General features: G+C 64.2%; 10 protein-coding genes and 1 riboswitch. Of the genes, 2 read left to right on the forward strand and 8 right to left on the reverse strand.

All coding sequences use genetic code 11. The features are described 5' to 3' along the window. The first annotated feature begins 225 nt into the window (after positions 1–225). Positions 226–909, forward strand: coding sequence for a response regulator transcription factor (locus JZ00_RS01675; protein WP_039592999.1), 684 nt, complete (start codon positions 226–228; stop codon positions 907–909). After that, positions 887–2,272 carry a sensor histidine kinase gene (locus JZ00_RS01680; RefSeq protein WP_039592998.1) on the forward strand — a complete coding sequence of 462 codons (1,386 nt, stop codon included), beginning with the start codon at positions 887–889 and terminating at the stop codon, positions 2,270–2,272. Before JZ00_RS01675 ends, JZ00_RS01680 begins: the two co-directional genes overlap by 23 nt. Before the next feature lie 160 nt (positions 2,273–2,432). Here the strand turns inward: JZ00_RS01680 and JZ00_RS01685 are convergent, their stop codons facing one another. The 8 genes from JZ00_RS01685 to JZ00_RS01720 form a co-directional block, all read right to left on the reverse strand. Beyond that, entirely contained in the window at positions 2,433–2,681 is a 249-nt protein-coding gene (locus tag JZ00_RS01685) for a DUF1652 domain-containing protein (RefSeq protein ID WP_039593048.1), read from the reverse strand. Between the two features lie 239 nt (positions 2,682–2,920). After that, a complete protein-coding gene (locus JZ00_RS01690; RefSeq protein ID WP_039592997.1) occupies positions 2,921–4,405 on the reverse strand; it encodes a helix-turn-helix transcriptional regulator in 1,485 nt (494 codons plus the stop codon). A 102-nt stretch (positions 4,406–4,507) separates the two neighbouring features. Then, entirely contained in the window at positions 4,508–6,154 is a 1,647-nt protein-coding gene (locus JZ00_RS01695; protein ID WP_039592996.1) for a phospholipase D-like domain-containing protein, read from the reverse strand. 137 nt (positions 6,155–6,291) lie between these two features. Beyond that, positions 6,292–7,026, reverse strand: coding sequence for a vWA domain-containing protein (locus JZ00_RS01700; protein WP_230633450.1), 735 nt, complete (start codon positions 7,024–7,026; stop codon positions 6,292–6,294). Continuing rightward, a complete protein-coding gene (locus JZ00_RS01705; RefSeq protein WP_039592995.1) occupies positions 6,951–7,958 on the reverse strand; it encodes an ATP-binding protein in 1,008 nt (335 codons plus the stop codon). The genes JZ00_RS01700 and JZ00_RS01705 overlap by 76 nt, the downstream gene beginning before the upstream one ends. A 114-nt stretch (positions 7,959–8,072) precedes the next feature. Next, complete coding sequence (cobN, locus tag JZ00_RS01710) at positions 8,073–11,846, reverse strand: cobaltochelatase subunit CobN (RefSeq protein WP_039592994.1); 3,774 nt, start codon at positions 11,844–11,846, stop codon at positions 8,073–8,075. A gap of 3 nt (positions 11,847–11,849) precedes the next feature. Next, positions 11,850–12,914: a cobalamin biosynthesis protein CobW gene (cobW, locus tag JZ00_RS01715; protein WP_039592993.1), complete on the reverse strand. Its 1,065-nt coding sequence runs from the start codon at positions 12,912–12,914 to the stop codon at positions 11,850–11,852. A 99-nt stretch (positions 12,915–13,013) separates the two neighbouring features. Then, positions 13,014–13,245, reverse strand: a riboswitch (cobalamin riboswitch). A 79-nt stretch (positions 13,246–13,324) separates the two neighbouring features. Then, positions 13,325–14,461, reverse strand: a complete 1,137-nt coding sequence (locus JZ00_RS01720; protein ID WP_039592992.1) for a glycerate kinase — start codon at positions 14,459–14,461, stop codon at positions 13,325–13,327. Positions 14,462–14,526: the final 65 nt, after the last annotated feature.

The following is a 14,526-nucleotide window of genomic DNA, read 5'->3' on the forward strand; positions in this document are numbered from 1 at the left end:
CCCCGCCTTGCGTCAATGCCCGTCGGCGACAGCGCACCAAAACAGGACAACGGGCGCAGCATGCTGGTGCACGGCGCAATAATGTTAGGGATTATTTGTGACGAAGTGTTGATCCAGGCCAGTAAACGCCCCCGCTCGTGCCCATGAACTTTTTTTCAGAAAGCCGACAGGTATTCTTTGGCAGAATGCTGCGCAGTCGCTCAATTTACTCACCCGGTACTGCCCATGAACCGCATCCTGACCATCGAAGACGACGCCGTGACCGCCCGGGAAATCGTCGCCGAACTGACCCGCAACGGCCTGGACGTCGACTGGGTCGACAACGGCCGCGAGGGCCTGGAACGCGCGGTCAGCGGTGACTACGACCTGATCACCCTCGACCGCATGCTGCCCGAGCTCGACGGCCTGGTCATCGTCACCACGCTGCGGACCATGGGGGTGGCCACGCCGATCCTGATGATCAGCGCCCTCTCCGATGTCGACGAACGCGTCCGTGGCCTGCGCGCCGGTGGCGACGATTACCTGACCAAGCCGTTCGCCACCGATGAAATGGCCGCCCGGGTGGAGGTGTTGCTGCGACGCAACAACGGCGCCCGCGAACCGGAGACCGTCCTGCGGGTGGCGGACCTGGAACTGAACCTGATCAGCCGCGAAGCCAGCCGCAACGGGCAATTGCTCAGCCTGCTGCCCACCGAATACAAGTTGCTGGAATTCTTGATGCGCAACAGCGGCCAGATCCTCTCGCGCATGATGATTTTCGAGGAAGTCTGGGGGTATCACTTTGACCCCGGCACCAACCTGATCGACGTCCACATCGGGCGCCTGCGCAAGAAAATCGACCCGCCGGGCCTGGAACCGCTGATTCGCACGGTACGAGGTTCCGGCTATGTCATTGCTGAACCCCGCTAAGGGCTGGCGCTCTTCCAGCAGCCGCCTGCTGGCGCTCTACAGTGCGCTGTTCGTGATCTGGAGCGCGATCCTGATGGGGGTGATGTACTACGAGGTATTTGGCTATCTGGACAGCCTCGCCAAACATTCCCTGATGCAACGCCAGCACCTGTTCGCCCGTATCCATGGCGACCAACTGGAGGACGCGTTGATGGCCAGCCTGACGCTCGACGAACGCGGCGTCGATGCCTACGGCCTGTTCGACCCGACGCTGCGTCATCTGAGCGGACCGATCCAGCGCATCCCCGCCGACCTGCCGCTGGATGGCAAGATCCATATGCTCGGCGGTTGCGTCGATTCCGACGACCCGAGCATGCCGTCCGACAGTTGCGATGCGATAGCGACCCGGACCCAGGATGGTCGCTGGCTGGTGCTGGCGCGGGATAACGGCTCGTTGTTCGCCGTGACACGTATCATTTCACACGCGCTGTTCTGGGGCGTATCGCTGACCATCCTGCCGGGCATCGCCGGCTGGCACTTGCTGCGGCGCCGGCCGTTGCGGCGCATTCGCAAACTGCAAGCCAGTGCCGAAGCCATCGTCGCCGGTGACCTGACCCATCGCCTGCCACTGTCGAGTCGCCGCGATGAGCTGGACATGCTGGCGGCGATCGTCAACGCCATGCTGGATCGCATCGAACGGCTGATGAACGAGGTCAAGGGCGTCTGCGATAACATCGCCCATGACTTGCGCACTCCACTGACGCGCCTGCGGGCCCAGCTCTATCGCATCCAGCAGGAAGCGGCGGACGGCTCGCCCGAAGCGTTGCAGATGGATCAGGTAATTGCCGAGACCGATACGCTGATGGCGCGGTTTCGCGGGTTGTTGCGGATCTCGGAACTGGAAGATCAACAGCGTCGCTCCGGGTTCATGCGCCTAGATCCGCTGCAGCTGTTGCAGGAGTTGCATGACTTCTACCTGCCGCTGGCTGAAGAACGCGAGCTGGTGTTCACGCTGGAAGTACCCGACAGCCTGCCCCTGCTCAACGGCGACCGGGCGTTGCTGTTCGAGGCCGTATCCAACCTGCTGAGCAATTCCATCAAGTTCACCCCGCCGGGCGGCGAGGTGATCCTGCGCGGGATCGACCAGGGCGACAGCACCCGCATCGAAGTGCTCGACTCCGGGCCGGGCATTCCCGAGGCGGAACGCAAGGCGGTGTTTCGTCGTTTCTACCGCGCCGAGGGCAGCAGCCAGCACGGCGGATTCGGCCTTGGCCTGTCCATCGTCGCGGCGATTGTCAATTTGCACGGGTTCACGCTGGAGGTGGATCGCAGCGAGTCGGGCGGTGCCCGGCTGGTGCTCGATTGCCGGGCGACATTGCTGTAGAGAGCGGCCCATGTGGGAACTGTACTTTGTGGCGAGGGGGTTAATCCCCGCTGGACCTGCGAAGCAGGCCCCTCCTTTTGCAGGACTTACAAAGGCGAGCGCTTCGCACTCGGGCGGGGATGAATCCCCTGGCCACAATCACCTCCCATCGGCGAGGAGATCAGGCCGGATCGCTGCGATGCAACGGGGTGTTCAGCAGTTCGTAGCGCAGTTCGTCGATCAGCTTCTCCAGGCCCTCTTCGGACCGGATGCTGTCGACGCTCATGCCGCTGACCACCAGGTCGACCTCGCCGCTTTCCTGGTGGTACAGACGTATCGTGAGCGTGCCGTCGCCATTAAGGTTGCATTCGCAGGACAGCGGGGCAAAACTTTTCTCGAGACGGGCACGTAGCGGAGCAAGATGGGTCATCGGTCGCACCTCAGCTTCGAAGTCGCAAATGACCGGTGGACGCACCCGGCCTCCTGGCTCCCGCGGACGTCCTGTCGATCTCACATTTGAACGGTTTGTTGCGCATTGTGGCGTATTCCTTGACTGTTTCGTGGGGACGCGGCGTCAATAGCTATGCCGCACCCTCTCAGCCTAAGGACGTAAGCGACCGTGCAGAACCCGAATTTGCACCAAAGCGCCAGGTGCATATGCACTAGCCATCACGGTGCCTTCATCCGCCATTCGTTCGAGAACAGCCCCCTTTCCCGCGCCCAGACAATCGCCTCGCTGCGGCTGTGAACGTCGAGTTTGGAATACAGCGTCGCCACGTGATTGCGAACGGTGTTGGGGGCCAGCTTCAAGCGTGCGGCGATTTCCTTGTCCGCCAACCCTTCGCAGATCAGCCCCAGCACGTCACGCTCCCGGGCCGTCAGTTCTGTGAACGACGTCGTCGGGGTTTGCGCGTTGATGCTTTTCACGTTGGCAAGTTTTTCAATCAACGTCCGACTGAACCATGAGGCGTCCTTCATCACTTCTTCGATGGCGGCGACCAGTTCCAGCTCCGAGCGCTTGCGTTCGGTAATGTTCATCAGCACCAGCAGATAGCAGGGCTGGTCCTGGATGAGCACGGTGTCGGCCGCCACTTCGCAATCGATCTGTTCGCCGCCTTTCTTGTGCACCTTGATGTCGACGCTGGACACGGCGGCGGATTTTTCCAACCGGGCAAACAGTGTCGCACCCGCCGTCTTGTCGAGAAATCCGATTTCCTCTACGGTCTTGCCCAGCAGCTCTTCGCTGGCGTAACCGGTCGCCTGGAGAAAGGCTTCGTTGATTTCCAGCAGTTGTTGCTCGGCGCTGCAAATCAGGGTCGGTACCGGAGACAGGCGGAATGATTTGGCAAAACGCTCCTCGCTTTGGCGAAGCGCTGTCTCGGCCTTGCGTCGGGGCTCCATGTCCATGAAGGAAAACAGCATGCAGTCTTCATCGTGCAGGTCCAGTGGCTGACCGGCGACAATCACTTGTTTGTTGGTGCCGTCGGGCAAGCGCATTTCCGCCTGCATCTGCGGAATGGTCGCACCCTGGCCCAGGCGCTCGATCGCCAGGTCACGCTTCTCGGCCGCCTCGAGCACGTCCAGCTCATACACCGAACGCCCGATCACCTGTTCACGGCTGTAGCCGGTCATCTCCAGGAAACCGGCATTGACCTTGATGTAGCGCAAATCGCTGAGACGACAGATCACCGCCGGCGCCGGGTTGGCGGCAAAGGTTCTCTCGAAACGTTGCTCGGCGCTGGCCCATTCGGTGGCATCGCTGAGAATCAGCACCAGGTACTCCGGCTCGCCGGCACGGTCGCTCAAGACCATGCTGCGGATGCGATGCACCCAGGTCCGATCCGGGTCGGCGTCTGGCGTGACTTCCACCAGCACATCGCTGAACTCATCGCCACGAGCGACGCGGGCAATGGGGTAGTTGTCTTCGGGCAGCGGGTGGTTGTTGCGGTAGCGCAGATGGAAACGCTTGGCGTATTGCTTGGCATTGGCGCCCAGTTCGCCGAGCTCCGTGACGCCGTGCATGGCCAGGGCGGCTTCATTGGCCCAGGCGATGGTCTGGTCGACCTCGACGAGTATCACGCCGTCCGACAACCCGGCGATGATCTGCAGTAACTGGCGGCGATTGGTATCGGTGTTCGGGACGTCCTGATTCATTCGGTCTCCATGGGTCGTCACGTTCAGGCGTGGATGCGTTGAAGGTTACGACCACGTGGGCTTGCGATAGTGCGCCCTGCTCATGGCAACGCCGCGAAGGCCCTAGTGGCCGCTGAACCTCAGCCTCGACAACCTGCGCAGATCCCCGTCACGGTAATAATCGTCGCTCCAGCTGTCGTCCGGCGCCAGGGGCTTGACCTGCTTGAGGGCAAGCTTTTTTGCAAAATAGCGGAACCGGTAATGTTCGTAGAAACGCAGCAGTTCAAGCCCGTAGCGGTCGGCCAGGTCGGTGTCGCCCTGGATGATCAGGTAGTTCTCGTCGTTACTGGTGCTGGCGGCGGCGCTGAGGTTGTGGCTGCCGCTGATGATGGTCGGTGCGTCACTGGTGAAGTCGGTGACCACGGCCTTGGTGTGAACCAGCAGGTTGCCCTTCTGGCCTTTCATGTTTTCCCTGAGCCAACCTTCCAGGCCGGTATTGAGCAGCGCGGTGGCGGCGAATTCGGCGGTGCGGTCGGCATGGAAACCGGTGATGCGGCTGGTGGTGTTTTGCAGGCCGTAGCGCAGGATGTCGTCATTCGGCTGACCGAGCAAGGCATCGAGAATCCGCTCGGGCAAGACGAACGCCGTGACGAACAGCAGGTCTTTGCGCGCCGCCATGATGATCTCGACAAAGCGATCCAGATCGCCCTTGCCGCTGCGGGGCGAGAACCCGGCGAAGAGTTTTTCGTCGGCGACCATGGGATTGTTGAGTGTCAGCCAGTCTCGGGTGGCGTCGACGTCCTCAGGCGTCCCCCAGATCTGCTCGAACACCTGGCGATAGCTTTTGCTGATACGGGGGTCGTCCAGCACATGGATGACGTTGGCCTGGCGATAGACGCCATTGGCGGTGAAATTGGTGCTGCCGCACAGCACCGCCTCGGGCGTTGAGGTCCCCTGCGAGTCGACTTTGCTCAGGACAATGAACTTGTCATGGAAGATGCCGTGGGTGACCCGCCCACGTTTGTTCGCCGCTGGCAGCTTCTCCAGGCTGGCTTCGTTGCTGATTGTCGCGTCGTCCTCCGGCTGGGCATGGTAAAGCACCCTCACCCGCGCGCCTCGCGCATGGGCCGCATTCACCGCCTCGACAATCACCGGCAGTTCGTATTCGTAGATGGCCACGTCCAACGCCCAACTGGCATCCAGGGCCCGGTCGATGAAGCCGACCAAGCGCCCCAGCAAACCGTTCTCCAGCCAGCGCCGCGGCGCGTCCGGCCAGTCTTCGATGGACAGCTTCCGGTTGGCGCTGATCAGCGCATCCAATTCGGGAAACTTGCGCTGGAACGCCTGGCTGGCGGCCACGGCGCGATTGAACATGACCCGCTGGTCGACGGGTTGGCCGTCATCACTGGTGACCGTCACCTCGAGGAACTCGCCCAACTGCGGCGCATCGGGACTGCCATAGGCCAGGTGCACGCGGTAATGGATCGTCACGCCGGGATTGACCGCGTAGTCGGCCCAGCGAAATTTCTGCAACGGCGCCTTGTCGCTGGGCGTGGCGTGGAATTGGGGGAAAGTGTGGGCCTTGCCGGGGAAGGTCAGGCTGTTGAACAGGAACAGCCAGGGCTTGTCACCGTGCTGCTTCTCGATGGCAAAGCCCAGCAACCCCTTGCGCCGTGGTTCGGCGAGGTCCATGGCGAGCAGGACGCCGTTGGTGCCGGCGTAGGCCTTGACCCGGAAATCGTCCTGGGGATTGGTGACGAGTACGCGCATGGTTTCACTCCTTTGAGGTTGCCTGAGCATAGGGCAGTAATGCTGATCTGGTGGCAGGTCATCGAAACCGAGGCGATTCCATCGCGAGCCTGCTCCGGGCGGCGTCCGACGATGGGGCCTTGTAAGTCTCGCAACACTCAGGTCGCTTCATCGATATGCCGATACTCAGCCCCCAACTGCCCCGCCAATTGCCGCGCCCGGCCCAGGCGGATCGGGCCGCGCTCGATGTCGATCAACAGGCTGGGGCAATCGAGGGGTGACAGGGGCTGGCCATCTTTCACCCGCCCATCGGTCATCAGCAGCACCCGTTGTTGTTCCGCCGGGAAGCGCTTGCGCCGGGACGCCAGCCAACGCTGCGCCTCGCTCACCGCCGCCAGCAACGGCGTGCCGCCCCCGGCGCCTAGCGCGTCGAGCCAATGTCCCAGACCGGTGGAGGCCTTGAGCCCTTGCACTTGCCACGTCGGCGTGGCGCCGCTGGCCGTCAACAGCGCCAACCGCGCGCGTTGGCGGTAGGCGTCGTCGAACAGCTGCGCGAGCAGGCCCTTGCCGTCGCTCAAGGCCCGATGACGACAGGTCGAGGCCGACGCATCGACGATCACCAGCCACAGCTCATGGGCTGAACGGTGCCGCGATTTGAAACGCAGGTCTGCGAGCAAGCGCGGACGTCCTTTCAGTAACGTGCCCGGCCAGTCCATCGCGCCGTTGGACGCCGCTTTGCCGTGGCCTTGGCGCCCTTGGTCCAACCGTCCCGGACGGGGTCTGGCATTCGCCCCCATCGGCGAACGGGGGCGAATGCCTAGGGCTTTTTTGGCCAGCTCGGCACGTCTCGACGGGCGCCGGTCGGCAATGCCCGAGCCGGCAGGTCGCCCCATTGCCCCTGTCCTTCACGGGATTGGCTGGTTTCATTCGGGTTCGAGGTTGGTGCCTGGGTTGGCGCTGGGGCCGGTGCGGTGTGCTCGCGGCGGCGATGACGCAAGGCAAACTCGGCCACCGCGTCGATGTCTTCATCGGCGATGGCTTGCGCGCCACGCCAGGCGGCATGGGCGCGGGCGGCCCGCAACCAGACCAGGTCGGCGCGCAGCCCATCGACCCCGGCGGCAAAGCAGCGCTCGGTAATCTGTGCCAGCGCCGTGTCATCCAGGGGGATCTGGAGCAGGCACGTGCGGGCCTGTTGGCAGCGTTCACGCAACCGTTGCTGGGCCGGCTCCCACTCGGCGCAAAACGCCGCTGGATCGCTGTCGAAATCCAGGCGACGGCGGATGATCTGCCCACGTTCGGCCGGGGCGGTGTGCCCGTCGAGGGCCACGTTGAGGCCGAAGCGGTCGAGCAATTGCGGACGCAGCTCGCCTTCTTCCGGGTTCATGGTGCCGATCAACACGAAACGCGCCGAATGCCGGTGGGAAATGCCGTCGCGCTCGATCAGGTTGGTTCCGCTGGCGGCGACATCCAACAGCAGGTCCACCAAGTGATCCGGCAGCAGGTTCACCTCATCGACGTACAACACGCCGCCGTCGGCCTTGGCCAGCACGCCTGGGGAAAACTGTGCGCGCCCTTGCCCCAACGCCGCGTCCAGGTCGAGGGTGCCTACCAGTCGTTCCTCAGTGGCGCCAAGCGGCAAGGTCACGAACTGACCGCTGGCCAACAGATCCGCCAGCCCTCGGGCCAGGGTGGACTTGGCCATCCCGCGCGGGCCTTCGATCAACACCCCGCCAATCTTCGGATCGATGGCCGCCAGGCACAGGGCCAATTTCAGCGCATCGGCACCGACCACGGCGGCGAGGGGGAAATGCGGGGTGTCGGTCATGTCGTTCTCTCAAGCTGTCCGGTGAGGTTCAGGCAATACAGTATCTGTGGCGAGGAGATTTATCCCCTCGCCACAGATATATCCCATCACCATAGATATCTGTCTTGGCTAAAGTCAGCCATCTTCTTCAATGTCCAACAACAGGTTTTCCAGCGCCTCGCGATAGTCCCCCGGTTCCTGCCACATCCCCCGCTGCTGCGCCTCGATCATTCGCTCGGTCATGTCCCGCAAGGCGTCGGGGTTGTGCTGGCGAACGAAGTCCCGGGTATGCGGATCAAGGAGATAGGCATCGGCCAGCAAGGCGTACTGGTGATCGTCGATCAATTGCGTGGTGGCGTCGAAGGCGAACAGATTGTCCACCGTCGCCGCCAGTTCGAACGCGCCTTTGTAGCCGTGGCGCTTGACCCCGTCGATCCATTTCGGATTGGCCGCACGGGAACGAATGACTCGATTGAGTTCTTCTTTCAAGGTGCGGATCTTCGGCAGGTCCGGCTGGCTGTGATCGCCGTGGTAACTGGCCGCGGCTTCGCCACCGAGGGTTTCCACGGCGGCGAGCATGCCACCCTGGAACTGGTAGTAATCGTTGGAATCGAGCAAGTCGTGCTCGCGGTTGTCCTGGTTCTGCAGCACGGCCTGCACTTGGCTCAGGCGCCTGGAGAACTGCGCCCTTGCGGCGGTGCCTTCGTCGCCCGCGCCATACGCATAGCCACCCCAGTTGAGGTAGACCTCGGCGAGGTCTTCGCGACTCTGCCAGAGCCGACCGTCGATCGCGCCCTGTACACCCGCGCCATAGGCACCAGGCTTGGCGCCGAAGATCCGCCATCCGGCCTGACGCACCGCGTCTTCCAGGGGCAAGCCCGACTGCAGCAGCGCTTCGCGCTCGGCGCGGACCTTCGCTGCCAGCGGGTTCATGTCGTCGGGTTCATCCAGGCCCGCAACCGCTTGCACCGCCGCATCGAACAAACGGATCAGGTTGGCAAAGGCATCACGGAAGAACCCGGACACCCGCAACGTGACATCGACCCGAGGCCGGTCCAACAGGCTCAGCGGCAGGATCTCGAAATCATCCACCCGCTGGCTGCCCGTGGCCCACACCGGACGCACGCCCATGAGGGCCATCGCCTGGGCAATGTCGTCGCCGCCGGTGCGCATGGTCGCGGTGCCCCACACCGACAGGCCGAGCTGGCGCAGGTGATCGCCGTGGTCTTGCAGGTGCCGCTCGAGGATCAGGTTCGCCGACTGGAAGCCGATGCGCCACGCCGTGGTGGTGGGCAGGTTGCGTACGTCGACGGAGAAAAAGTTGCGCCCGGTAGGCAGCACATCCAGGCGTCCACGACTCGGCGCGCCGCTGGGCCCGGCCGGTACGAAACGCCCGCCCAGGGCATCGAGCAAGCCGCGCATTTCCGCCGGGCCACAGGCATCCAGGCGCGGCGCAACGACGGAACGCAGGTGGTCGATGATGCCGTGCACCGTCTCCCAACCCGGCGCGTCGAGCGGCCCGATCTCGCCGTCCAGGGCTTGCTCGATCAATCGCGCGGCGAACAGTTCCAGACGTTCCCGACCATCGCCGACGGTGCGCCAAGGCTCGTCGCAGACGTCGCGCAAAGCCTCGGGACGTTCGCCGGACCAAGGCTCGGCCAAGGCACAGTCGAGCGGGTCGAAACCCAGCCCGAACGCCTTCGCCAGCGCCCGCAACAGGCTCGACTGCGCGCCCTTGCCGTCGCCACGGGGAATGCGCAGCAGCGCCAGCAAGGTGTCGATGCGCAGCCGTCCGCCAGGCGACTCGCCAAAGATGTGCAGGCCGTCGCGAATCTGCGATTCCTTCAAATCGCACAGGTAGGTGTCCAGGCGCGGCAGCCAGATCGCCGCGTCCGCGTCGCTGTCGAGGGCACTGTCGAGTTGCAGTTCGCGGTCGATGTGCGTCTCGCGCACCAGGGCCAGGATGTCCCGTTGCAATTCCCTGGCGCGGCGCGGATCGAGCAGTTGCGCCTCGTAGTATTCGTCGGCCAGTAGTTCCAGGTTACGCAGCGGCCCGTAGGTTTCGGCCCGGGTCAGCGGTGGCATCAAGTGGTCGATGATCACTGCCTGGGTGCGGCGCTTGGCCTGGGCCCCCTCGCCTGGGTCGTTGACGATGAAGGGATAGATGTTCGGCAGCGGCCCCAGCAGCACGTCCGGCCAGCAGCTTTCCGACAGCCCGACGCCCTTGCCCGGCAGCCATTCGAGGTTGCCGTGCTTGCCGACATGGATCACGCCGTGGGCGCCGTAGGTGTGCCGCAACCAGAAATAGAACGCCAGGTAGCCATGGGGCGGCACCAGGTCCGGGTCGTGGTACACCGCGCTCGGGTCGACTTGATAGCCCCGCGCCGGCTGGATGCCGACGAACGTCAGGCCCAGGCGCAGGCCGGCGACCATCAAGCGCCCCTCACGGAACATCGGGTCCCGCTCGGGTGCGCCCCAACGTTCCAGCACCGCTTGGCGATTGGCCTCGGGCAGCGCGTCGAACAGGGCCTGATACACGTCCAGGGCCAGGCTCTGGTGACAAGGCCGCAGATCGAGGCTGTCCAGATCGTTAGTGACCCCGCCGAGCAATTGCTGGATCAACGCGGTGCCGCTGGCCGGCAGCTCGGCGGACAGCGGATACCCTTCGGCCTGCATCGCCCGCAAGATATTCAACGCCGCCGCCGGTGTATCCAGGCCGACGCCATTGCCGATGCGCCCGTCCCGGGTCGGGTAGTTGGCAAGAATCAGCGCCACGCGCTTCTCGTGGTTGGACAGCCGCGCCAGAGTGGTCCAGCGCCGGGCCAGGCCGGCGACAAAATCCATGCGCTCGGGCACCGCCCGGTAGCAGACCACATCGCTCTGGCTGCGCTCGCTGCGCCAGGCCAGGTCCTTGAAGCTGATCGGCCGGCTGATGATGCGCCCGTCCAGTTCCGGCAAGGCGATGTGCATCGCCAGGTCCCGCGGGCCCAGGCCTTGTTCGCTGGCGCGCCAGCCGGGTTCGTTGTCCTGGGCACAGATCGCCTGGATCACCGGGATATCGCGGCGAAACGGCCGCAGATGCGGCGCTTCGGGGCTGGATTGGGCGAATCCTGTGGTGTTGAGAATCACCCCCGCCCCTGCCTCGTCCAGCCAATCCTCCACCTGCGCCAGGCAGCCAGGCTCCTTGAGGCTCGCCACGGCGATCGGCAACGGATTGAGCCCCGCTGCTTGCAGGCGCTGGCAAAACACGTCGATGAACGCGGTGTTCGCGGCTTGCAGGTGAGAGCGATAGAACAGCAACGCCGCCACGGGTCTGTCGGACTGCCAGTCGGCTTGCCAATCGCTCAGGGTCGCGTTGGTTTTTTCGGGATGATAGATCGCCGTGCGCGCCAAGGGCTGTGGCTCGGCCCACGGATAATCGCGGCCAAACCATTGGCAACCGAGATGCCGGAACAGGTTCAGGGCGTTTTCCAATCCCCCCTGGCGGAGAAACTGCCAGAGGCGATCGCGATCCTCGACAGGCACGTTGCTCAAGTCGCTGAGTTCCGGGTCGGGACGATCATCCCCCGGCACCAGGATCAACTGCACGCCGCGCCCGGCCAGTTCCATCAAGCGCTCGATGCCGTAGCGCCAATAGCCGATGCCGCCATGCAGCGACAGCAGGATGACCTTGGAGTGTTGCAGCACATCGTCGAAATACAGATCCACCGAGGCGTGGTTCTGCACCTGCATCGGGTTGGCGAGACGGAACTGCGGATAATCGTCCGGCAACTGCCGAGCCGCTTCAGCCAGCAGCGCCAGGCTGGAATCGCCGCTGCACAGGATCACCAGCTCGGCGGGGGTTTGCCCGAGGTCGGCAATGTTGTCATCCGACACGAAACCGCCGGGCTGGGTCCTGAGCAGGTGCATGGCTTAAACGCTGAGGGCGGCGCGCAACTGCGCTTCGAGCAGCCCGGCATCCAGCGCCTGGCCGATCAGCACCAGCCGCGTCACCCGCGCTTCGTCGGCGCCCCACTGGCGGTCGAAGTGTTTGTCGAAACGGGTGCCGACGCCTTGGATCAGCAGGCGCATCGGCTTGTTCGGGATGGCCGCGAAGCCCTTGACCCGCAGCACGTCGTGCTGGACCACCAGTTGCGTCAGCGCGTCCAGCAGCAGGCTTTCGTCAGCCTGGGGCAGTTCGATGGAAATCGAATCGAAGGCGTCATGATCGTGGTCGTCATCATCGCCGTCATGGTGGTGGTCGTGATGGCTGTGGCGGCTGTCGATGTGTTCTTCGGAACCGGCGCCCAGGCCGATCAACACGTCCAGCGGCAGGCGACCACTGCTGGCTTCGATGACCTTGACCGCTGCCGGCAGTTCTTCGGCGACTTCCAGGCGGACTTTTGCCAGGTCTTCGGGATTGATCAGGTCGGCTTTGTTGAGGATCACCAGGTCGGCGCTCGCCAGTTGATCGGCGAACAGCTCGTGCAAGGGCGATTCATGGTCCAGGTTCGGGTCCAGCTTGCGCTGGGCATCGACCTTGTCCGGGAACGCGGCGAAGGTGCCGGCGGCAACGGCCGGACTGTCGACCACGGTGATCACCGCATCGACCGTACAGGCGCTGCGGATTTCCGGCCACTGGAAGGCCTGGACCAACGGCTTGGGCAAGGCCAGGCCGGAGGTTTCGATGAGGATGTGGTCGAGGTCGCCGCGACGGGCCACCAATTCGCGCATTACCGGGAAGAACTCCTCCTGCACGGTGCAGCACAGGCAACCGTTGGCCAGTTCATATACTCGGCCGTTGGCTTCTTCTTCGGTGCAACCGATGGAGCACTGCTTGAGAATCTCGCCGTCGATGCCCAGCTCGCCGAACTCATTGACGATGACCGCGATGCGCCGGCCTTGGGCGTTGTCGAGCATGTGCCGCAGCAAGGTGGTCTTACCCGAGCCGAGGAAACCGGTAACGATGGTGACGGGGAGTTTGGCCAGTGTTTTCATCGGATGCCCTTTGGCAAGGTGGCGGGCAAACGGGACGACAACCGCAGGCACGGGCGTGCGCGGAAGATTTCGCCACCGGATCACCCCGCCCGGTTGTAGTGAGAATCTATTGTCGAGGCAGGTCTCCTGGCTGACGGCGGGCCAGACAGGCTTTTATCCAAAGCCTGGGCTGGCAATTTGCTGCGCCTTCCCGTGCGCCCGTTGTAACAGGGCATGCACAGTGGCCTTGCAGAAACAGCACCGTTCACAGTTGCGGGGGCAGCCGCGGCTTGGACCGCGTTCCCTTCTTAGCTTCGGCGCGTGCCGAAGAACCTCGAAGGCGCAAGGCTACGCAGGGTGTGCGGGCGGGTCAATGTCCGAAGGCAATCTGCGTTGGCTGACGGATCCTGGCGACGGCCTCGCGGGCCAATTCAGCGGGCCGCCACTTGCCAGAGCCGGGCGATATCCCGGGCCCGCTCGGCCAGCAGGCGCGGCGCATCGGTGCAGGCTTCTTGCAGCGTCATCGGCCCGTTCGCCAAGGCAAACGCGGCATCGATACCGTGTTCATAAAGCGCTTCGTAGCCCTCCCCCAGCGTACCGGCGATGACCACCACCGGCACGCCGCGGCGCTGGGCGATGCGGGCGACGCCATACGGCGTCTTGCCACGCAGGGTCTGGGCGTCGAAACGACCTTCACCGGTGACCACCAGGTCGGCACCGTCGATGGCATCGGCCAATCCGGTCAATTGCGCGACGACTTCCACGCCGGTCCGAAATTGCGCCTTGAGGAAAGCCTTGGCGGCGAAGCCCAGGCCGCCGGCGGCACCGCTGCCGGGTTCGTCGCTAACGTCACGGTCGAGCACCTGGGCACAGTGTCCGGCGAAGTGCGCCAGCGCCCGGTCAAGTTGCTGCACCTGCTCGGCGGAGGCGCCTTTTTGCGGGCCAAACACGGCCGAAGCGCCGTGGGGGCCGCAGAGCGGGTTGTCAACATCAGCGGCGATTTCGAAACGCACGCCGGCCAGGCGCGGGTCCAGGTCGCGCAGGTCGATACGTGCCAGTTTGCCCAACGCCAGCCCTCCGGGCGGTAGCGCCTGGCCCTGATCATCCAGCAATGCCACGCCCAAAGCCTGCATCGCCCCTGCCCCGCCGTCGTTGGTGGCGCTGCCGCCAATTGCCAGGATGACCCGGCTGGCACCTTCATCCAGGGCGGCGCGGATCAGTTCGCCGGTTCCAAACGTGCTGCTGGAACAGGCGTCGCGCTGCCCGGGTGGTACCAATTGCAGGCCGCTGGCCTCGGCCATCTCGATGATCGCGGTACGGCTGTCGGGCAACCAGCCCCAGCGGGCTTCGACAGCGGCGCCCAGCGGGCCACGGACTCGCGCCCCACGCCATTGGCCATCACAGGCCGCCAGCACCGCCTCTACCGTTCCCTCACCGCCATCGGCCATCGGGCACTTGATCAATTGCGCAGCCGGCCAGACCTGGGCCAACCCTTCTGCGATGGCGTGCGCCACGCCTTGGGCGCTAAGGCTGTCCTTGAACGAGTCGGGGGCGATGATTATTTTCATTTTTGTTCTCCGGTTCCGATGCACAGCATGCTGCCAGCTGAACACGACCCTGACGCCGGTCCGCC

This window comes from Pseudomonas frederiksbergensis (genome assembly GCF_000802155.2).
Classification (GTDB): Bacteria; Pseudomonadota; Gammaproteobacteria; order Pseudomonadales; family Pseudomonadaceae; genus Aquipseudomonas; species Aquipseudomonas frederiksbergensis_A.